Origin of the sequence: Kitasatospora sp. NPDC001261, from assembly GCF_042896795.1 — a bacterium.
GTDB lineage: Bacteria > Actinomycetota > Actinomycetes > Streptomycetales > Streptomycetaceae > Kitasatospora.
The window spans coordinates 89,037-108,705 of record NZ_JBIAXP010000020.1; the positions used below are offsets into that span (position 1 = coordinate 89,037).

Annotated in this window: 18 protein-coding genes and 2 pseudogenes; 6 read left to right on the plus strand and 14 right to left on the minus strand. The window is 73.5% G+C overall.

All coding sequences use genetic code 11. From position 1 onward, the window contains the following. The first annotated feature begins 142 nt into the window (after positions 1-142). Positions 143-1,327: a cytochrome P450 gene (locus ACFY4B_RS26010; protein ID WP_117486069.1), complete on the plus strand. Its 1,185-nt coding sequence runs from the start codon at positions 143-145 to the stop codon at positions 1,325-1,327. 45 nt (positions 1,328-1,372) lie between these two features. Here the strand turns inward: ACFY4B_RS26010 and ACFY4B_RS26015 are convergent, their stop codons facing one another. Further along, complete coding sequence (locus ACFY4B_RS26015; protein WP_387971504.1) at positions 1,373-2,737, minus strand: ammonium transporter; 1,365 nt, start codon at positions 2,735-2,737, stop codon at positions 1,373-1,375. A gap of 11 nt (positions 2,738-2,748) precedes the next feature. Further along, the gene (locus ACFY4B_RS26020) at positions 2,749-3,120 is read right to left on the minus strand and encodes a hypothetical protein (protein ID WP_387971507.1); all 372 of its coding nucleotides are present in this window, start codon (positions 3,118-3,120) and stop codon (positions 2,749-2,751) included. Between the two features lie 187 nt (positions 3,121-3,307). On the opposite strand from ACFY4B_RS26020, the gene ACFY4B_RS26025 reads away from it, so the two are divergent. From ACFY4B_RS26025 to ACFY4B_RS26035, 3 genes are read left to right on the plus strand one after another with little or no spacing between them, the layout of a single operon-like run. Further along, entirely contained in the window at positions 3,308-3,883 is a 576-nt protein-coding gene (locus tag ACFY4B_RS26025) for a hypothetical protein (RefSeq protein ID WP_387971510.1), read from the plus strand. Then, positions 3,880-4,383: a hypothetical protein gene (locus ACFY4B_RS26030; protein ID WP_387971513.1), complete on the plus strand. Its 504-nt coding sequence runs from the start codon at positions 3,880-3,882 to the stop codon at positions 4,381-4,383. Before ACFY4B_RS26025 ends, ACFY4B_RS26030 begins: the two co-directional genes overlap by 4 nt. After that, the gene (locus ACFY4B_RS26035; protein ID WP_387971516.1) at positions 4,373-4,687 is read left to right on the plus strand and encodes a DUF6968 family protein; all 315 of its coding nucleotides are present in this window, start codon (positions 4,373-4,375) and stop codon (positions 4,685-4,687) included. The genes ACFY4B_RS26030 and ACFY4B_RS26035 overlap by 11 nt, the downstream gene beginning before the upstream one ends. A gap of 39 nt (positions 4,688-4,726) precedes the next feature. Here the strand turns inward: ACFY4B_RS26035 and ACFY4B_RS26040 are convergent, their stop codons facing one another. From ACFY4B_RS26040 to ACFY4B_RS26085, 10 genes are all read right to left on the minus strand, one after another. Beyond that, complete coding sequence (locus ACFY4B_RS26040) at positions 4,727-5,194, minus strand: ester cyclase (RefSeq protein ID WP_387971519.1); 468 nt, start codon at positions 5,192-5,194, stop codon at positions 4,727-4,729. 114 nt (positions 5,195-5,308) lie between these two features. Further along, positions 5,309-5,944, minus strand: coding sequence for a TetR/AcrR family transcriptional regulator (locus ACFY4B_RS26045; RefSeq protein WP_387971522.1), 636 nt, complete (start codon positions 5,942-5,944; stop codon positions 5,309-5,311). 79 nt (positions 5,945-6,023) lie between these two features. Next, positions 6,024-7,634, minus strand: a complete 1,611-nt coding sequence (gene mdlC / locus ACFY4B_RS26050) for a benzoylformate decarboxylase (protein WP_387971525.1) — start codon at positions 7,632-7,634, stop codon at positions 6,024-6,026. A gap of 143 nt (positions 7,635-7,777) precedes the next feature. After that, positions 7,778-8,614: an alpha/beta fold hydrolase gene (locus tag ACFY4B_RS26055; protein WP_387971528.1), complete on the minus strand. Its 837-nt coding sequence runs from the start codon at positions 8,612-8,614 to the stop codon at positions 7,778-7,780. A 282-nt stretch (positions 8,615-8,896) separates the two neighbouring features. Continuing rightward, positions 8,897-10,168, minus strand: a complete 1,272-nt coding sequence (locus tag ACFY4B_RS26060; RefSeq protein WP_387971531.1) for an MFS transporter — start codon at positions 10,166-10,168, stop codon at positions 8,897-8,899. After that, positions 10,161-11,360 (minus strand): cytochrome P450, encoded by a 1,200-nt coding sequence (locus ACFY4B_RS26065; RefSeq protein ID WP_387971534.1) that lies wholly within the window; start codon positions 11,358-11,360, stop codon positions 10,161-10,163. Before ACFY4B_RS26065 ends, ACFY4B_RS26060 begins: the two co-directional genes overlap by 8 nt. Before the next feature lie 47 nt (positions 11,361-11,407). After that, positions 11,408-12,124, minus strand: a complete 717-nt coding sequence (locus tag ACFY4B_RS26070; RefSeq protein WP_387971537.1) for a DUF5825 family protein — start codon at positions 12,122-12,124, stop codon at positions 11,408-11,410. Next, positions 12,105-14,018 carry a RiPP maturation radical SAM C-methyltransferase gene (locus tag ACFY4B_RS26075; RefSeq protein WP_387971540.1) on the minus strand — a complete coding sequence of 638 codons (1,914 nt, stop codon included), beginning with the start codon at positions 14,016-14,018 and terminating at the stop codon, positions 12,105-12,107. The genes ACFY4B_RS26070 and ACFY4B_RS26075 overlap by 20 nt, the downstream gene beginning before the upstream one ends. A 158-nt stretch (positions 14,019-14,176) precedes the next feature. Then, positions 14,177-14,335 (minus strand): hypothetical protein, encoded by a 159-nt coding sequence (locus ACFY4B_RS26080; protein WP_181970410.1) that lies wholly within the window; start codon positions 14,333-14,335, stop codon positions 14,177-14,179. Beyond that, complete coding sequence (locus ACFY4B_RS26085; RefSeq protein WP_387971543.1) at positions 14,332-16,260, minus strand: alpha/beta hydrolase family protein; 1,929 nt, start codon at positions 16,258-16,260, stop codon at positions 14,332-14,334. The genes ACFY4B_RS26080 and ACFY4B_RS26085 overlap by 4 nt, the downstream gene beginning before the upstream one ends. A 352-nt stretch (positions 16,261-16,612) precedes the next feature. Here ACFY4B_RS26085 and ACFY4B_RS26090 point away from each other — a divergent pair, with 352 nt between their 5' ends. Further along, positions 16,613-17,677 (plus strand): polyprenyl synthetase family protein, encoded by a 1,065-nt coding sequence (locus tag ACFY4B_RS26090; RefSeq protein ID WP_387971701.1) that lies wholly within the window; start codon positions 16,613-16,615, stop codon positions 17,675-17,677. 36 nt (positions 17,678-17,713) lie between these two features. On the opposite strand, the pseudogene ACFY4B_RS26095 reads toward ACFY4B_RS26090, so the two are convergent. After that, positions 17,714-18,103: pseudogene (locus ACFY4B_RS26095) on the minus strand (LuxR C-terminal-related transcriptional regulator); the annotation flags it as partial. Between the two features lie 3 nt (positions 18,104-18,106). Further along, positions 18,107-18,402 (minus strand): annotated as a pseudogene (gene tnpA / locus ACFY4B_RS26100) (IS200/IS605 family transposase); the annotation flags it as partial. Positions 18,403-18,420: 18 nt separating this feature from the next. Here tnpA and ACFY4B_RS26105 point away from each other — a divergent pair. After that, positions 18,421-19,656 carry an RNA-guided endonuclease InsQ/TnpB family protein gene (locus ACFY4B_RS26105; protein WP_387971704.1) on the plus strand — a complete coding sequence of 412 codons (1,236 nt, stop codon included), beginning with the start codon at positions 18,421-18,423 and terminating at the stop codon, positions 19,654-19,656. Positions 19,657-19,669 lie beyond the last annotated feature (13 nt).

Here is a 19,669-nt window from a genome sequence, read left to right on the forward strand (position 1 = left end):
CGGGGGCGGCTCCGGCTCGGGAGAGGGGGCGCGGGCGAGGCCGCCGCGCCCCCGCGCGCCGTACGGGATAGCCGCCGGCGTGCGCGGTGGCCCGGGGCCGGGGGTATCGGGAAGGGGATACCGGATGATCACGGGAGGTTCCATGAGCGAGCAGGACGTGCCGCCGATCTCGATCTTCTACCGTCGCGACGGGTTCGACCCGGGCCCGGCCCTGGGCGAGGCCCAGCGCGGGGACCCGGCCCGGCGGGTCCGGGACTTCTGGCTGCACCGGGTCGGCGAGTACCGGCTCGTCACCCGGCACGCCGACGTACGGCGCGTCCTGGCCGACCAGGAGACCTTCGCGATGTACGACCCGGAACGCGCCCCGGTCCTACCGAACGAACTCCTCAACATGGACCCGCCGGAGCACACCCGGCTGCGCCACGTGCTGACGCCGGAGTTCACCGGGAAGCGGATCCGCTCCCTGGAGCCGATGATCCGCGCCCTGGTCGGCGAACTGCTCGACGCCATGGAGGCGCGGGGGCCCGCGGCGGACCTGATGGACGCCTTCGCCCTCCCGCTGCCGCTCGGGGTGATCTGCGCGATGCTCGGCGTCCCCGACCCGGACCAGGGGGACTTCCACCGCTGGTCCCGGACCACGCTGGACCTCGGGCTCCCCATGGAGGAACGGCTCGCGGCCGGCCGGGAGTCGCACGCGTACGTGGCCTCCCTGGTGGCGGAGAAGCGGCGCAGCCCGGACGACGGGATGATCGGCATGCTCGTCCGGGAGCACGGCGGCGCGGTGTCGGACTCCGAACTGGTCGGGGTCTGCGAGCTGCTGCTGCTCGCCGGCCACGTCACGGTGTCCAACACGATCGGCCTGGGCGTGCTCGCCCTGCTGTCGCACCCGGAGCAGGCCGACCGGCTGCGCGACGCGCCCGAGGGCGATCCGGTGGTCGACGCCGCCGTCGAGGAACTGCTGCGGTACCTGTCCGTGTCCAGCACCGCGCTGGCCCGGACGGCGCGGTGCGACACCGAGATCGGCGGCGTGCCCGTCAAGGCCGGCGAGCAGGTCGTCTGCCAGCTGCCGGTGGCCAACCGGGACCCGGCGCTCGGCGCCGGGATGGACCGCCTCGACATCGGACGCGAACCCGTGTCGCACCTGACCTTCGGGCACGGCCCGCACCACTGCCTCGGCGCACCGCTGGCCCGCGCCGAACTGCGGATCGCGCTGCCCGCGCTGCTGCGGCGGCTGCCCGGCCTCGCGCTCGCGTGTCCCGTCGAAGAGGTGCCCTACCGGGTCAACAACGAGGTCTACGGGCTGCACGCACTGCCCGTCACCTGGTGACGGCGGCCCTCGGCCGGTGACGGGGGCCCCGGCACGTCCCGCCGGCTACGGGGCCCTCCTCCGCAACGCCTTCCGCACGGCCGTCGCCAGGCCGTCCGCCATTCCCCGGGACCGGGACCGGGACCGGGGCCGGGACGCCGGGGGCTCGGGCCAGGGAGCCCCCGACGCCGTGAAGTCGTAGGCGGTCTCGGCGTGCTCGGTCTGGTCGATGCCGACCACCTCGACCTCCTCGGCGACCCGGAAGCCGATGGTCCGCTGGATCGCCCGGCCGAGCAGCCAGGAGAGCACGAAGGAGTAGCAGGCGACCACCACGACTCCGACCGCCTGCCTGCCGAGCTGCCCGAAGCCGCCGCCGTAGAACAGGCCCCTGGCACTCTGGCCGACGTGCCCGGTGGCGAGCAGGCCGACCAGCAGCGAGCCGATCGCCCCGCCGACCGCGTGCACGCCGACCACGTCGAGCGAGTCGTCGAAGCCCAGCCGGTACTTGAGGCTGACCGCCGCCGCGCAGACCGCGCCCGCGACCAGCCCGATCACGATGGAACCGAGCACCGAGACCGACCCGCAGGCCGGGGTGATGGCGACCAGTCCGGCCACCGCGCCGGAGGCCGCGCCCAGCGAGGTGAAGGCGCCGTTCCTCGCCCGTACGTAGGCCAGCCAGCCGAGCATCGCGGCGGCGGTGGCGATCTGGGTGTTCAGGAACGCCGCGCCGGCGACGCCGTCGGCGGCCAGCGCCGAGCCCGCGTTGAAGCCGAACCAGCCGAACCAGAGCAGCCCGGAGCCGAGCATCACCAGCGGCAGGCTGTGCGGGCGCATCGGGTGCTTCCGGAAGCCGACCCGCTTGTCCAGCACCAGGCAGAGCGCCAGGCCCGCGACTCCGGCGTTGACGTGCACCGCGGTGCCGCCGGCGAAGTCGATCACGCCCACCCGGTCGACCAGCCAGCCGCCGCGCCCGTTGTCGGTGCTGAACACCCAGTGCGCGACCGGGAAGTACACCACCGTGGCCCAGACCGTGACGAACAGCGTCCAGGCGGTGAACCTGGCGCGGTCCGCGATCGCGCCGCTGACCAGCGCCGGGGTGATCACCGCGAACATCAGCTGGAACACGGCGAACACGGTGACCGGGATCGAGCCGTGCAGCTCGTCCCGCCCGATGCCGCGCATCCCCAGGTGGTCGAGGTTGCCGATCAGGCCGTGGAAGGCGTCGGAGCCGAAGCTGAGCGAGTAGCCGTAGAGCACCCACAGCACGCTGACGATCGCCAGCACGACGAAGCACATCGACAGCATGTTCAGCGTGCTCTTGGCCCTGACCATGCCCCCGTAGAAGAAGGCCAGCCCGGGTGTCATCAGCATGACCAGGGCCGCACTGATGAGCACGAAGGCGGTGTCGCCCGCACTGAAACCGGCCGGCATCGGTGGCTGGCTCAGCCGAGCCGGGTGCCGGTGCTCCGGTGGACCGCCGTCTTCCCGGACTCCACCGTGCCGTGCGCGGCGCGGACCGAGTCGCGCAGCAGCTCCAGTCGGTGGGGGCCGGGGGCGGCGCCCAGGGCGGTGAGCACGCCGAGCGCGGTGTCGGTCGCCTGGCGCGCGGTCCGCAGGATCGCCGTGCGCTCCTGGTCGTCGTCCTCGCCGAGGCTGTGCAGCGCCGCCGCCGCCTCCGCCAGGTGGGCGGCCACGCCGTGGACCGTCGGCGGGTGCGGATGCCGCCGGGCGGCCTGCCCGTGCGGCCACAGGTGGCAGCGCACCCGCAGCGGCCGGGAGTGGCGGTCATGAGCAGGGTCAAGGTGCGTACTCATCGCGAAGCTCCTCGGGATCTCCTGGGGACGGCCCCCTGCTCCACCGGAATGCTAAGGCGGCTCCTCGATCGGCGCCCGCCGGGGAGGCCGGGGCGGAGGCGTGCGGAGCACCGGCCGGACACCTCATTGGGTAACCTTGAGATTACGGACAGATTTCGGAAAGGTAAACCACTATGGGGTGATCGTGATGCCTCCCCTCCCAGCCTCCTCCCCTTCCCTGACCGCTTCCTCCTCCCTGACCGCGACGCCGACGACCACGCCCCGAGCGGGGCCGCTGCGCCTGTTCGTCCGCCAGCCGTTGACCCGTTCCGGCCCGGGCGACCGGGACGTGGTGCAGAGCGTGGTCGACCTGGCCGCCGACCCAGGGGTGGCGAGCGGCCCGGTGACCCTGCTGCCCTACCCGGCCGCCCAGCACGCGGGGACGTTCAAGGAGGCCTTCACCGAGGAGACCGGCCTGCTGTTCACGCCCGCGGCGTTCCGCGCCTGGCGGCTGGGCCTGCTCGACAGCGCCCACGCGATGCTGGTGGTGCGCACCGAGCTGAGCGAGTCCGGCGCCTACGAGGTGGCCTACAACGTCCACGCCGGGCCCCGGCTGCCCGTCTTCTTCGCCGTCCACGCCTCCTGCCCGATCAGGACGACCCTCCTGCAGGACCTGGCCCCGCTGGTGGACGCCCGCTACCACTCCTTCACCCGTGCCGGGGAACTGGCCGGGCCGCTGCACTCGTTCCTGGTCGCCGCCCGCCGAAGGGGACGGTCGGCATGATCTCCCTCGCCTCCCGCCCCGCGTCCGGCGGCCACCCCCGGGAGGTGGCGGAGTGGGACGCACGGCGCCACCTCGGGTGCGCGGCGCGAATGCTCCAGGTGCCCGACACGGCCTGGCCGCAGCAGCAGGACGCGGCCTGGGCCACCCTCCGGGAGGCCGTCCGCACCGCCCTGTCCGCGCTGGCCGCGGCCCGGGTGCCGCCCGGACCGCGCCGCCTGGTCCTGCTGCGCGAGACCGTCGGCAGCGCCCGCGCGACGGGGCTCTCGGCCCACATGGCCGTCTACCAGCAGCAGGCCGCCACCGCCCACCCCGGAGCCGGCGAGACCGCGCTCCGGCACCACCCGGCGGGAGTCCGCGCCGAGCGGCGCCCTTCCGCTCCTCCGCCGCCCGGAGCGGACCCGAGGATCATCGGGACGAGGGCCGGCGCCCGGCCGCGCGGGGGACCTGCCGTCGATCACCCGGTGGTACGTCGTGTGGTGTACTGCGGCGGTGAGCACTGAGCACGAACTTGGTCGGGCCGTAGCCAGCCGTGAGCTGGTCTTCACCGCTGCGGACGGCACGCGGGTGCCGGTGCTGGTGGAGGTCGGGGTGCCGTCCCGCGACCCGGAGGGGCCGGACTGGTACTGCCCGTACCGGATCACCGGGCACCCCGGCATCGCCGACCGCGTGACGGCGATCTTCGGCGTCGACTCGTTGCAGGCGCTGCAGCTCGCCCTCACCTGCCTCCCCGACGAGTTGAGCGACGCGGCCGGGCTGACCTTCCTGGGCGGGACGGACCTGATGCTGGGGAGCGGCGGTTCGTGAGGGCGGAAGCCTGACGGATCGGGGGCCGGGCCCGGGCGGTCAGGACGGTGCGGCCGCCGAGGAGGCGACGGCGGCGGCGAAGTCGGGGTGCACGCCGAGCTGGGCGAGCATGACGCTGAGCCCGACGTAGCAGTTGAACTCCTTGACCTTCCCGTTCTCGACGTACCAGAAGTCGGCGGTGGGGATGCTGAGTCGGGCGCCGGGCGCCCGGACGGTGCCAGCGGGCGTCTCGAAGGGGCCGGTGACGGTGCCCTCGATCGTCAGCTCGACGGCGACCACGTCGCCGATGACGTGGACCCGGTGGAGTTCGCGGTGGATGTCGGGTGCCAGGGCTGCCATGAAGACGACCTGGTCGCCGAGGTGTTCGCCGCGGTAGCTCTCGCCCGCGACGACGTTGTTGAACACCCCGTCCTCGGCGAACTCGTCGATGAAGCCCGGTACGTCGAGGACGTGGCCCTCGGCCGCGTGGTAGGCGGCCCGCACCACGGCTTCCGCGTTGGTGGTCATCGCACTTCCCCTTCCATGAAAGCAATCAAATGCTTGCTTGAAATTATGGGAGCGCCATGGCGAGTGGTCAAGCATTTGCTTGAATGGTTCTGGTCGGACGGGGGTCCGTGCAGGTCAGCCGGGGTACGGCTGGCCGTGGAACGCGCCGGTCAGGACGGGCAGCAGCTGCCGCTCGATCCGTTCGGCGGGCTCGCTGGCCAGCTCGGCGCCGATGGGGGCCAGGGCGAGCCAATTCAGCAGGCCGGCGGCGCAGCGGGTGCGGAAGACGAGTTCCCGCTCGTCGACACCGGGCAGGTGGGCCGCCAGGACGCGGACGGCGTCCTGGCGGGCCCGTTCGAACTTGCCGCTCAGGCGGTCCCAGCCCTGGGGCGGGTCGATGCCGACCCGGGCGACGGTGCGCATCACGGCCAGTTCCGGTCCGCCGGCGGCCAGTGCCCTGATCATCGGCCGGGCGAACGCCGCCGCGAGCTCCTGGAGGGTCGCGTCGGGGCCGAGCGGGTCGAGCGCCTGGATCTGGGCGTCCAGGTACCGCTCCAGCGCCTGCTCGATCGCGGCGTCGCAGAGCGCCCTCAGCGAACCGAAGTGGTAGCTGACCGCGGCGACGTTGGCCCCGGCGCGGTCGGTGACGTCGCGGAGCTTCACGCCGTCCTGGCCGCGTTCCGCCAGGAGGTCCAGGGCGGCGGCCAGCAGGCCGTCCCGGGTGCGCCGGCCGGTCTCCCGGCGCTGGTCCGTCTTCTCTGCCCGTGCCATGGTCCGGACTCAAGCAGGGGCTCGCGATGATTGTCAAGCGACTGATTGAGTTCCCGCCGCCCGGGCCCGGCGGTACCCCCTACAGCGTGGCGGGCTGGGGTTGGGTGGGGACGACGATGACGGTGGTGGTGTCGGCGGTCAGGGCCGTGGTGAACTCCCGTTCCAGGTCCTCGGTCGTCTCTACGTCGACGGCGTGGCAGCCGAAGCCGCGGGCGAGTGAGGCGATGTCGAGGCCGGGGAGGTCGAGTGCGGGGACGCCGGGGGTGTCCTCCAGTCGGGCGAAGGACTTGAGGATCGCGTACTCGTGGTTGCGCATGACCACGTAGACGATCGGGAGGCGGTGCCGGGCCGCGGTGTAGAGGGCCTGGACGCAGTACTGGAAGGAGCCGTCGCCGATCAGGCCGACCACCGGGCGGCGCACTCCGCGCTCCCGGTCGGCGAGCGCGATGCCCACGGCGGCGGGGACGGCCCAGCCGATGCCGCCGCTGGCCGTGGAGAAGAAGGATCCGGGGCGGGTGGTGGGCAGCCATTCGAGTTGCTCGGCCATGGTCGAGGTGGACTCGTTGACGATGACGGCGTCCGGTGGGCGGACCCGGCTCAGGGCGGCGTAGACGGCGGGCGGGGGGAGCGGGAGGGTCGGGGAGGCCGGCAGGACCCGGGGCCGGGGCATCGGGTCGGGCGCGGTGCGGGCCGTGCCCTCCTGGACCAGGTCCAGCAGCCCTTCGAGGGCCAGTCGGGGGTCGCCGAGCAGGCTGTCGCCGGCCCGGGCGGTGGCGGCGGCGTGCGGGTCGCCGGTGAGCTGGAGCAGGGCGGTGCCCGCGGGGAGGTAGTCGCCCGGTACGTACGGGTAGTAGCGGAACACCTCCGCGCCGATCACGGCGACCAGGTCGTGTCCGGTCAGGCGTTCGCCGACGGCCTTGACCGACAGGCCCAGCGGGCCGGCGTAGAGCGGATGGTCCTCCGGGAAGGAGGTGCGCTCCGCGAGCGGGGGGCCGTAGACGGTGGCGCGCAGCTTCTCGGCCAGGGCGACGGCCGCGTCCCAGCCGCCGCCGCGGTCGACCTCGGGTCCGAGGACGAGCGCGGGCCGGCGGCTGGCGGAGAGGCGTTCGGCGAAGGCCCGTAGCCGTGCGGGGTCGGGGGCCACCCGGTGGCTGACCGTCCGCACCCGGGTGAAGGCGGACAGCGGCTGCTTCCAGTCGTCCAGCGGGATCGACAGGTAGACCGGCCCGGCGGGCGGCTGGAGCGCGTGCGCGTAGGCGCGCATGACGGCCTCGGGAACGTCCTCGGCGCGGGCCGGTTCGTAGGACCACTTCACCGAGGGCAGCGGCAGCAGGGTGGCCTCGCGGTTGGCGAGGTACGGCTCGCCGATCAGCAGTTCCCGGTGCTGCTGGCCGGAGGTGACGATCAGGGGCGTGTGCGCGTGGGAGGCCGACACCAGGTTGCCCATGGCGTTGCCGGTGCCGGCCGAGGAGTGCAGGTTGACCAGTGCGGGGCGGCCGGTGACCTGGGCGAAGGCGTCGGCCATGGTGATCGCGGAGGCCTCCTGGAGGGCCAGGACGTAGCGGAAGTCCGCGGGGAAGTCCTGGAGGAAGGGCTCCTCGGTGGAGCCCGGATTGCCGAAGACCGTGGTGAGTCCGAGCGTGCGCAGCAGGTCGTACGTCACGGTGCGGACGGTGGATCGCTCGGCCATGGGGGCCACCGGCTTTCCCTCGGGGGCGTCGGGCGATTCGGCTGCGGCCGTCGCACGGCCCGACACCAGCAGGAGAGCACCGGCCCCGAGGGCCCCGCAACCGGACGGGCGGGTGCGGGGCCCTCGGGGCCGGACGGATCCGGCTACTTCGCGAGGAAGGTCAGGAGGGCGGTGTTGACCTCTTCTGCGTGGGTCCACAGCAGGCCGTGCGGTGCGCCCTCGACCTCCACGTACTCGGCGGAGGGCAGGGCCCGGTGGAACGGGCGGGCGGTGCTGTCGATGGGCAGGATGCGGTCGCCGGTGCCGTGCAGGATCAAGGCCGGCACGTCGATGCGCGGGATGTCGGCGCGGAAGTCGGTGTACCAGGTGGAGGGTGCCGCGGCGGCGGCGTACCAGCCGCCGGCCGCCGCGACGTTCCAGCTGTTGCGGACGGCCTCCTCGCTGATCCGGGTGCCGAGGTTCTCGTCGAGGTTGTAGAAGTCCTGGTAGAAGGCGGTGTAGTAGGCGTACCGGTCGGCCTTCACAGCAGCCACGATGCCGTCGAAGAAGTCCTTCGGGGCCGCGCCGTCCGGGTTGTCGTCGGTCTTGAGGAGGTAGGGCTCCAGCGAGCCGAGGAAGGCCACCTTGGCGACGCGGCCGGAGCCGTACGCGGACACGTAGCGGGCGACCTCCCCGGTGCCCATCGAGAAGCCGACCAGGACGGCGTCCCGCAGGTCGAGGGTCTCCAGCAGGGTGTGCAGGTCGGCGGCGAAGGTGTCGTAGTCGTAGCCGGTGGTGGGCTGGGAGGAGCGGCCGAAGCCGCGGCGGTCGTAGGTGACGACCCGGTGGCCGGCGTCCAGCAGTGCGGCGCTCTGCCGTTCCCAGGAGTGCCCGTCCAGCGGGAACCCGTGGATGAGGACGACCGGCTGCCCGGAGCCGTGGTCCTCGTAGTAGAGCTCGACGGGGGCGGAGTTCTCCTGGCCGACGGTGACGAAAGGCATGGGCGCTTCCTTTCTCTCGGGCAGCGTCAGGGCTGCGGTGGGTCACACGCTAGGGCGTGTCTGACAATTGGCGTCGGATCAGCGCGCGGCGTTGGGGTGCGTGCATCGCAAGGCGGAGGAGGGAGCCACTGCGGAGCATTGGCGACCGACGACAACGCGGCGAGGTGCGTGCACCGGCGTCGCGCGCCCGGCGGGAATTGTCAGACACGCCCCCGGACCGGCCGGGTACGAATGGTTGCCGCTGCGGGCACCGCGTGTCGTCCGGGAGCGGCGTCGGGAGTCCTACAGCTCGCGCATCTCGCGCCTGGTCAGCGCGTACCCGAAGGCGCCGATCAGGCACAGCCCGGTCGTCGCGAACACCCACCGGCTGCCGAAGGCGTCCACGGCTGCGCCGGCCGCGATCACCGAGACCGGGAAGACGCCCAGCGCGCAGAAGGTGACGGCCGCCATGACCCGGGCCAGCAGCGCGGGCGGGGTGCTCTTCTGCACGCCGGTGACGACCAGGACGTTGGTCACCGTGCTGGCGCCGCCCGCCACGCAGAGCAGCAGGACGGCGCCGACGAGGCCGGTGAACGGCACCAGGCCGATCGCCGCGCCCATCGCCAGGCCGGAGAGCATCGCCGTGCGGCCGCGGGAGCGCACCTCGGTGAGGCCGGCCGCGAACAGGCCGCCGACCAGCGCGCCGCCGGTGAACGCGGCGAGCAGCAGGCCCAGCCCGGTGGCACCGGCGGAGAAGCCGTGGGTGGCCAGGGCCGGCAGGGCGACCCGGGTGGCGCCGCCCACCGTCAGGTTCGCGATCGCCGTCACCGTCAGCACCGCCCGCAGCAGCGGCGATTCCCGCAGCAGGGTACGGAAGTTCCTTGGTACGGAGGCGCGTTCGGAGATCGGGCGGGCCGGTGCGACGAGGCCGCCGCGACCGATCAGCAGCAGCGTCGCCGTCGACACGGCGAAGGTCGCCGCGTCCACGCCCAGGGCGGTGGCCGGGTTCAGCCAGGCGACCAGCGGGCCGGCCACCGCCGGGCCGAGCAGGCCGGCGCCGAAGGTGACCGTGCTGTTCAGGGCGTTGCCCGCGTGCAGGTCCTCGGCGGGCAGCAGGGCCGGGGTGATCGCCCAGGCGGCCGGCAGGAAGACCCCCGCCCCGAGGCCGACCAGCAGGGCGAGTCCGCCGATCAGCCAGAACGCGGCCGCCCCTCCTGCGGCGACCGCGCAGAGCCCGGCGGTGGCGAGCAGCCGGCCGAGGTCGGCGGTCAGCATCACCCGCCGGGCGCCGAACCGGTCGGCGAGGATCCCGCCGAGCGGGGTGGCGGCCAGCCGTCCCGCGCCGTAGGCGGCGACCACCAGGCTCAACTGGCGGGCGCCGCCGCCGAGGGAGTAGACCAGCAGCGGCAGGGCGACCACCTGGAACGCGTTGCCGAACTCCGAGGTGGCCTGGCCGATCACCAGCAGCCGGAAGCCGCGCGAGCGCAGCGGGGCGACGCCGAACCGGGGGCGGAACCGCAGCAGGCCCGAAGCGCCCGCTGTCCTCGCGCCGTCCGCCTTCGCGCCGCTAGCCATCGAGCGAGACCGGCAGCGACTCCAGGCCGCGCAGCATGATCGTGTTGCGCCAGGGCAGGGTCTCCTCCGCGGCGGCCAGCTCGATCCGCGCGAAGCGCTCCAGCAGGCCGGTCAGCGCGACCTCGCTCTCCAGCCTGCCGAGGAAGGAGCCGAGGCACCGGTGCAGGCCCTGTCCGAAGGCCAGGTGGCCCGGATCGCCCCGGTCCAGGATCAGCCGGTCGGGATCGGTGAAGCGGGCCGGGTCCCGGTTGGCCGCGCCGAGCGAGAGCAGCACCAGCTCGTCCGCCGGGATCTCCACGTCGTCGACCATCACGTCGGCGTTGGTGAACCGCAGGGTGGCCATGCTCACCGGGGACTCGTAGCGCAGGAACTCGTCGATGGCGACGGGCATCGCCGCCGGGTCGGCGCGCAGCCGGGCGAGCTGGTCGGGGTGGTGGAGCAGGGCCAGGGTGGCGGTGCCGAGCAGGTTGACGGTGGTCTCGTGACCGCCGATCAGCAGCAGGAAGACCATCGAGAACACCTCCTGCTCGGTGAGTTCGCCGGCGTCGCGGGCCCGCACCAGGTCGGTCAGGACGTCCTCGCCCGGGGTGGCCCGTCGGGCCGTCATCAACCCCCGGAGGTAGTCGTTCATCTCGGTGGTGGCCTGGTCGAAGGTCATCTCGCCGCCCTGGGTGAGGATCGCCGTCGACCAGGTGCGGAAGGCGTGCATGTCCTCCGGGGGGAAGCCCAGCAGCTCGCAGATGACCATGATCGGCAGCGGGAAGGCGAAGTCCGCCACCAGGTCGGCGGTCTCCCGTCCGCGCAGCCCGTCCAGCAGGCCGTCGGAGATGCGCTCGACCATCGGCCGCATCAGGTCGACCCGTCGGCGGGTGAAGACGCCCTGGATCAGGCGGCGCAGCCGGGTGTGGTCCGGCGGGTCGCTGTTGAGCATGTGGACGACCTCGGAGCCGAGCGTCAGGCCGGAGCCCCGCCCGCTCGCGATGGCCTGGCTGCGGCGGACGTCCTGCCCGAAGCGCGGGTCCATCAGCGCCGCCCGGACGTCCTGGTAGCGCGTCACCAGGTAGACCGGCAGGCCCTCGCCGAACTCCACGACGGAGACCGCGCCGGCCTCGCGGATCCGGGCGAGGGTGGGGTAGGGGTCGCGGATGAAGGCGGACATCCGCCCGGCGGCGTCGTCGACCGCGGTGGTCATGGATCTCTCCTCGGGCTCGGAACTCTCGCGGTTACGCGGTTGCGCGGCTACACCGTCAGCGACGGGAAGGGCCAGCGGCGCACCCGCATCGGCAGGAACCAGGCGCGGCCGGCCTGTTCGGCGATCAGACCGGCCTCGGCGAAGTCCCGGTGGACGGCCTCCGGCAGCCGGCCGACCTCGACGCCATCGGCCAGCGCGTCCACCTGCGCCAGGTGGCCCGGCTCGTCGATGGTGAACAGCTCCAGCGTCCCGAACCGGCGGTCGCGCACCTCGACGAAGCCGGGGCCGCGCCGGAAGACGCACTTGCTCGGGTAGTACGTGGCGCGCCAGTCGGCGACGACCTCCTCCGGCCCGCCGGTCAACCGCTCCGGCGGGTACAGGTGGTGGAACCGGCGCCGCGCGGCGCAGCCGTCCGTGCAGACCGCCTGCCAGAGCACGGCCAGCCCCTGCCCGGTCGCCTCGCGCAGCAGCATCAGCGCCCGTGCGGAGGCCGCGGGCGCGTCCGCGCAGAGCCGCACCGGCTCGGTCAGCCGCAGGCAGCGCACCCCGGCGCGGTGCAGCCCGGTGACCTCCTCCTGCGCCGGTCCGGGCAGGGTGCGGCGGCCGAGGGCGAAGCCCGGCAGCTCCCGGGCGGCGGGGTCGTAGTCGAACCAGAGCTCGACCTCCGGGCCGGCCGCGCGCCAGGCGGCGTCGGTCCTTCCAGCACCGGTCCTTCCGGCGTCGTCCCGTGCGGCATCGTTCCGTTCAGCCGATCGCGACGGCATCGGGCACCTCCTCGGTGCGGGGGAGGGCGGCGGCGGGGCCGTGCCGGTGCCGCATCCGCATCAGCACCTGGTTGTCGGACTCGACGGCGACCTGGAGGTAGCCGGCCCCGTCGTGGAACAGCAGGCCCAGCGCGGTGAAGCGCTCCAGCACCGGTTCGACCGCCGCCGCCCCGCCGGGGACCTTCGCGGCCAGCGCGGCGGCCGAGCGGGGCTGGGCCAGCAGCCGGAAGACGGCGAGCTCCACCGGATCGGTCAGCTCGACCACCCGCCAGTCGTACCCGGGACGGGTGTTGACGAGCACGACCCGTCCGCCCGCGTCCCGGTAGCTGAGCCGGCTGTCGGGGAACCGCGCGAGCCAGGTGTCCACCGCCGCGCCCAGCCGCTCCGCGAGCCCGCCGCCGATCCCGCGCGGCGGCGCGGTGAACACGTAGGCCAGTTCGTTGAGTTCGCTCTCCGGCAGGCGGTACGTCGCGCGGTACTGGAAGGCCGGCCGGGTGATCGCGAAGCCCAGTTCGGGGCGGTCGAAGTACGGGCTGAACCGCTCGATCGCGATCCGCCCCGCCCCGGTCGGCGGGTCCAGGTGGTGCAGGACGGGCAGCTGGCGGATCACCGACTCGTAGTCCTCCGGCTGTTCGCCCGGGAAGCCGTAGAGGTAGTTCCAGGTCACCGAGACCCCGGCGCTCTGCGCGTCCCGCAGCGCGCGGACGTTCTGGCAGCCCGTCACCCCCTTGTCCATGATCCGCAGGACCCGGGTGCTCAGGTTCTCGATGCCGGGCTGCACCTGGGCCGCGCCCGAGTCGCCGAGCAGCTGGAACTGGTGGCGGCGCAGGTTGGCCTTGATCTCGAAGTGCAGCCGCAGGTCGACCGGGAGTTCGGCCAGCGACTTCAGGACGGTGTCGAAGTAGCCCATGTCCAGGATGTTGTCGACCACGTAGACGTCCAGCAGCTGGTGGCGTTCGGCGAGCCCGAGCACCTCGGCGAGGAAGTCCGCCGGCGGCTTGGAGCGGAACTCCATCGAGGAGCCGTTGAGCCCGCAGAAGGTGCAGTGGTGCTTCTCGCCCCACCAGCAGCCCCGGGAGCCCTCGACGACCAGCTTGGGATCGACCCAGCCGGCCGCGACGGAGGCGTCGAGCCGCTCGAAGAAGCCGTCGTAGCGGGGCGCCAGGATCGCGGAGGGCGGCAGCGGGCGCCTCGTCATCGCGTTGGCCGTCGACGTCCCGGAGCCGTCGCGCCAGCACAGCCCGGGGACGGCGGAGAGGTCGCCGCCCGCCAGGAGGCCCGCCAGGAGCGCCGGGAAGGCGGCCTCGCCCTCGCCGCGCACCACGTAGTCCAGGAAGGGGAAGTTGCGGTGCAGCGCGGCGCCCTGCGGACCGTCGCAGTTCGCGCCGCCGAACACCGTGCGCACCTGCGGGCAGCGCTGCTTGAGCAGCCTGGCGGCGGCGAGGCTCGCGGTGTTCTGCTGGAAGGTGGTGGTGAAGCCGACCAGGTCCGGCGGGTCGGCGGCGAGTTCCTCGACCAGGCGGGCGATGAACGCCGGGGCGATCGCGCGGACGGCCCGGGTCAGGGCGATCTCCTGCTCGCTCGCGCCGTTGGCGGCCAGGTACTCGAAGTAGCCGGTGCTGTCGGTGCTGTCGTCGCCGCCGCCGTCGTCGCCGTACAGCGCGCCGGCGAACGCCCAGTCGCCCGCGCCCTGGAAGTAGGACTTCTCGGAGAAGTACTGGTAGTCGTCCGCGCCGAAACCCGCGGTCTCGGCGGCCCAGTCCACGAAGTCCAGGTTGGCGTACCGGACGTCGACCTGGTGGCCGGCGCGCGCGGCGGTGGTGTGCAGGATCCCGAGCGCCAGCGACGGCACGTCGATCGCGCCCCAGGGCATGTGCAGAAGAACGATACGCATGGTGGCCAGTTCCGTCGGTCGCAGGCGGTCGGTCAGGGGTGTCGGCGGGGTGTGGGGGGGGGGGGGGCCCCGGGCGCCCGCCCCCCCGGGGGGGGGGGGGGGGGGGGGGGGGGGGGGGGCGGGGGGGGCCCCGGGGGCCCCCCCGCCCCCACGGGGGGTCACTTCTTCGCTTCCGGCTTCGGCTTCGGCTGCCCCTTCAGGGCAGGCGCGACCGGCGCGGCCTTGGTGATGTCGAGCGCGAAGTTCTGGACCACCACGGCGCCCCGGTCACGCTCCGGGGTGCTGATCGGGTCGTTCTGGATGCTGCGTCGCTTCATGGCTGTTCACCTCCTTCCATCGAATCGGCGGGAACCCCGGGGCGGTCGCCCCGGGGTGGCCGGGGGAGCGGTGGCGGCCAGGCGTGTTCGGCGAACCGGACCATCGCGGCCAGCACCGATCGGTGGTCGGCGGTCCGGCGGCTGTAGTGGCCGCCGTCCACCCAGAGCAGCTCGTGCGGCACCGCCAGCCGCCGCAGGTCCGCGGCGTACCGGGCGACCTGGTCGGGCGGGCACCGCTCGTCGGTCCGCGAGGCGACCAGCAGGACGGGCGAGCGGACCTGGTGCACGTACGTCCGCGGGTCGGCGGCTCGGTAGCGTTCGGGCACCTCGTCCGGGGTGCCGCCGAAGAGCTGCCGGTCGAGCTCGCGCAGTGCGGGGGTGGTGGTGCGGTACGTGGCGGGGTAGTCCGCGATCGGCTGCGCGGCCATGCCGAGCGACCACAGCTCCGGCTGCGCGCCCATCGCCAGCAGGGCCAGGTAGCCGCCCCAGGAGAAGCCGCACAGGCCGGTGCGGTCCGCGAGCGCCGTACCGTCGGCGACCAGCTCCGCGCGGACGGCGGCCAGGTCCTCGATCTGCGCCAGCCCGACCCGGTGGCCGTACTCGTGCTGCCAGCGGGCGCCGTAGCCGGTGGAGCCGCGGTAGTTGGTGCGCACCACCGCGTAGCCGCGGTCGACCAGGGCGTTCACCCGCGGGTCGTAGGAGTCCCGGTCGTGGGTGGCGGGGCCGCCGTGGACCAGGAAGAGGGTCGGCCACGGGCCGGGGCCGGTCGGGGTGCTGACGAAGCTGTGGATCCGCCCGTACGGCCGGGGCGTCCAGCGCCGGGTACGGGAGGTGTCGCCGCCGTCCGGGTCGGGGTGGTCGGCCGTCGCCGTGCCGGGGTGCAGGACCAGCGGGCGGGGCGGGGTCGACTCTCGGCTCCAGACGCAGTGCAGGGTGCCGTCCGGGGCGCAGGACAGGTCGTGGATGGTGCCGCCGGGGGTGCTGATCTCCTGTACGCGCGGCTGTGCGTGCGACTGTACGCGCGACTGTGCGTGTGCCTGTACGTGCGTCTGTACGCGCGTCGCCTCCTGTCCCGTCGGCGGGTCGAGCTCGGCGAGGAGGAGCCGGCTCCGCCCGGCCCGCTCGTGCTGGATCAGCACTCCGCGCGGTCCCTGGTACCAGCCGGCCGAGATCTGCGAGTCGAAGGAGAGCCCCGGGTGTCTTCGCAGGCCCGTGCTCGCCCGCCAGGTCGCGACGGTGTACCGCTCGTCCTCCTCGGCCACCAGGAGCAGCTCCGGTTCGTGCACCGCGAGCGGGTTGAACTCGATCGGCCAGAGCCGCAGTCGGCGGTTCCCGGCGAGCCGCAGCGGACCGTCCACCGGGGTGTCGTGCTGGGCGTCCGGCCGGATGTCCGTCGGCCAGAGGACCACCGAGTCGTCCCCGTCGGGGCGCCCGCCGAGGGCGAGCAGCCGGCCGTCCGGCGACAGGTCGGCCAGGCTCAGGTAGCCCGGCGCCGAACCGACCAGCCGCGCCTCGCCCGCGGGCGGTCCGACGTAGCAGTGCGAGGCGCCGTCGACGCCGACGGCCACCGCCGCGAGCGCGCCCGTCCGGTCGAAGGCGACGCCGTAGGCCCGCCCGGGCGGCACGCCGTGCAGCGCCGCGCCGCCCGTTCCGTCCGTTCCACCCGCTCCGCCTGTTCCGCCCGCGAACGGCTCGCGCCACCACCGCCCCTCCCCGGCGCTGTCGGCGTCGAACCACCAGATGGCCCCGCCGTCCGGCTCGATCTCGCTGAGGTGGACGCCTCCCGGTCGGTCGGTGACCACCCGGCGTCGACCCGTTCCCAGATCCCAGGCGACCGCCTGCCAGCGCTCCTCGACGAGCCGGGTCTCGACCGCGCGGTCGGCCGCGAGCGCGGCGAAGCCGGGGGACTGGAACGCCTGCGTCATGGACCCGGCCCTTCCGGCTCGACGGCTCGATGGTGGGAACAGGCTGCGCTGAACGTCCCGGGGCCGGTGCGCCGGTGTGAAGGTCCGGTGAACCAGCGTGAAGAAAGGGTCACTTGCGGAAGATTGCGGCCACTCTAGGGAGACACCGTGGCGGCGACCAGACCTTTCGCACAGTTGGCCGAAAGACGGCTGAAGTGACCGCCGGTAGGCGGTGATGCGGATGCGCCGGCAAGGCGCGGAGGCCACCGGCAACGGGCGTCCGCCCACGGGCCCGCCCCGACCCCGACTCCGACCCCGGCCGCGCGGCTGCGCCCGTACGGATGCGAGGGTGGGCCCCGTGAACGAGACGATCATGGCAGCCGCCCGCGAACGAGCCGCCGGACACCGGCGCCGGTTCGACCTCCGCTTCGAGGCCTACTTCGCCGCCCTGCCGGAGCGCCTCGACACGCCGCCGCTCAGCCGCTTCACCCCGCGCTGCCTGGAGCTGCTGCGGGACCTCTCACTGCGCGGCGGCAAGCGCCTGCGGGTCGCCCTGCTGTACGAGGCCGCCCGACTGGTGACGACCGACCCGGTGCCCGGCCTGGCGGAGGCCGCGCTGAGCATCGAACTGCTCCAGACGCACGGGCTCGTCCACGACGACATCATCGACGACGCGCCCGTACGCCGCGGCGGCCCCTCCACCTACTACGCCTACCGCCGGGAGTTCCCGGAGGCGGACCGCACCGCCCTCGGCCTGGCCGTCCTGGCCGGTGACCTCGCGGCCTTCCTGGCGATGCGGGTCCTGCTGGAGGCGGACGTCCCCGCCGAGCTGCGCCAGGCGATGCTGGAGGTGCAGCTGAACGCGGGCGCCGAGACCGTCACCGGCCAGATCGTCGACCTCGAACGCGATTTCCGGTCGCTCCCGGACGAGGAGTTCCTGCACACCGTCTGCGAGTACAAGTCCACCCGGTACTCGGTGCTCGCCCCGCTGCGGCTGGGGCTGCTGGCCGCCGGCGAGGACGTGGCCGCCCACGACGCACGGCTGCGCCGCTACGCGACCCTGGTCGGCATCGGCGGCCAGCTGCGCGACGACTACCTCGACCTGTTCGGCGACGAGGACGCCACCGGCAAGTCCACCGGCGCCGACCTCCGCGCGGGACGCCGCAGCTACGCCGTGAGCGCCCTGCTCGCCGCCGCGGACGAGGCCCAGCGGGCCGTGGTGGAGTCCGCGCTCGGCGACCCGCACTGCCCGGACGACACGGTGGAGCGGGTTCGCGAGCTGGCCCGGCGGCTGGGCGTGGACGGCAGGCTCCGCTCCGACATGCGCTGCTGGGCCGAGGCGGCCCGCGCCGAGGCCGAGGGCTGGCGCCCGCACTGGCGGGAGGAGGCGGTGGCCTTCTTCGCGGGCCTGCCGCTGTCGAACGTGGTGCCGGACTGACCGGGCGGTGCGGGCCCGCGTCCGAGGGAGCGCCGCTCAGACGCGGGCCGGGAGCCAGCCGTGCTGGACGGCGCGCACACCGGCCTCGAACCGGCTGCGGGCGCCGAGCCGCTCCATCAGTTCCGTGGCGATCCGCCGCGCCGTGCGCGGCGAGACGCCCAGCCGCTTGGCGATCGCCTCGTCGGTGTGCCCCTCGGAGAGCAGCCGCAGGGCGGCCGACTCCTGGCCGCTGAGGCCCCGGGAGTCGCGCACGGCGGGGCCCACCAGGGGCCGCGCGGCGTCCCAGACGTTCTCGAACAGGGCACACAGGGCCGTCAGCGTGCCGTGGCCGGTCAGCACCACGGCCGCCGCCGCCGTGTCGTCGCTGTTCACCGGGATGACGGCGGTGGCGCGGTCGACCACGATCATCCGCGTCGGCAGCGACGGCTGTCGGAGCCTTCGGGAACTGACGCCCTTGAGGCTGTTGACCAGCTTGGAGAGCTGGATCTCGGGCGGGTAGTGCACCAGCAGATGGACGTGGTCCTGTTCGCCGTTGGACTGCTTCAACTCGGCCTCGAAGTCCGCGCATACGTCCTGCGTGATTTCCTCGCAGCGGGTCGGCATGGCGTCCATGGAGGCCCTGCGCCAGTACTTCGTGACAAAACCAGGTGGACGTGCAGGCTGTGGGCGGCATGGCAGCCGGTGCGCACATCGGGATTCGGATTCCAACGCGTGACATGAACCAAACTGCTACGGTGAATATCGTGCAGCTTCGGTACGCCTTCCGTGTGTACCCGAGTACCGGTCAGCGTGCTTCGCTGGCAAGGTCGTTCGGGTGTGCACGGGTGGTCTTCAATGACGCGCTCCGCGTCCGCGAGGACGCCCGCGCCGCCGGGCTGCCGTTCGTCACGTCGGCCGAGCTGTCCAAGCGGCTGACGGCCTCGAAGAAGACCCCCGGGCGTGCCTGGCTCGGCGAGGTGTCCTCGGTGATCCTTCAGCAGTCCTTGCGGGACCTGGACACCGCGTACCGGAACTTCTTCGACGGCATCAGGGGCAAGCGGCCGAAGGCCGGACCGCCCCGTTTCAAGTCCCGCAGGGACAACCGGCAGGCGATCCGCTTCACCGCCAACGCCGGATGGAGGATCACCGACGGCGGGAAGCTGCGTCTGCCGAAGATCGGTGGCGTGCGGGTGAAGTGGTCGCGGGCGCTGCCGTCGGTGCCGTCCACGGTGACCGTGGTCCAGGACGCCGCCGGGCGGTACTTCGCCTCCTTCGTGGTCGGGACCGACCCGGCCGCCGACCGTGAGCGGATGCCCGCGGCCGACGCCACGGTCGGCATCGACCTCGGACTGGCCCACTTCGCCGTGCTCTCGGACGGCACGAAGATCGACAGCCCGAAGTTCCTGCGCCGCGCCGAGAAGAAGCTCAAGAAGGCGCAGCGGGTGCTCAGTCGCAAGGTGAAGGGGTCGAAGAACCGGGACAAGGCCCGGGTCGGGGTCGCCCGTGCGCACGCACGGGTGGCCGACGCGCGGCGCGAGTTCCACCACCGGCTCTCCACCAGGTTGATCCGCGAGAACCAAGCGGTCGCCGTGGAGGACCTGGCGGTGAAGGGACTCGCCCGCACACGCCTGGCCAAGTCCGTGCACGACGCCGGGTGGTCGGCGTTCGTGACCATGCTGGAGTACAAGGCCGCCCGCTACGGGCGTGCCTTCCACCGGACAGGCCGCTTCGAGCCGACCTCGCAGGTCTGCTCGAACTGCGGCGTCAAGGACGGGCCCAAACCCCTCAGTGTCCGGGAGTGGACGTGCGGGGCGTGCGGGGCTGTCCTGGACCGGGATGTCAACGCGGCGGTCAACGTCGCCAAGGCCGCCGGACTGGCGGTATCAGCCTGTGGAGCGCAGGTGAGACCGGAACGCGTTCCGGCACAGCGCGGTGAAGCAGGAACCCACCCGAAGCCGCACCGGGCAACGGTGCGACAGGCGGGAATCACTCGCCTTTAGGCGGGTGAGGATG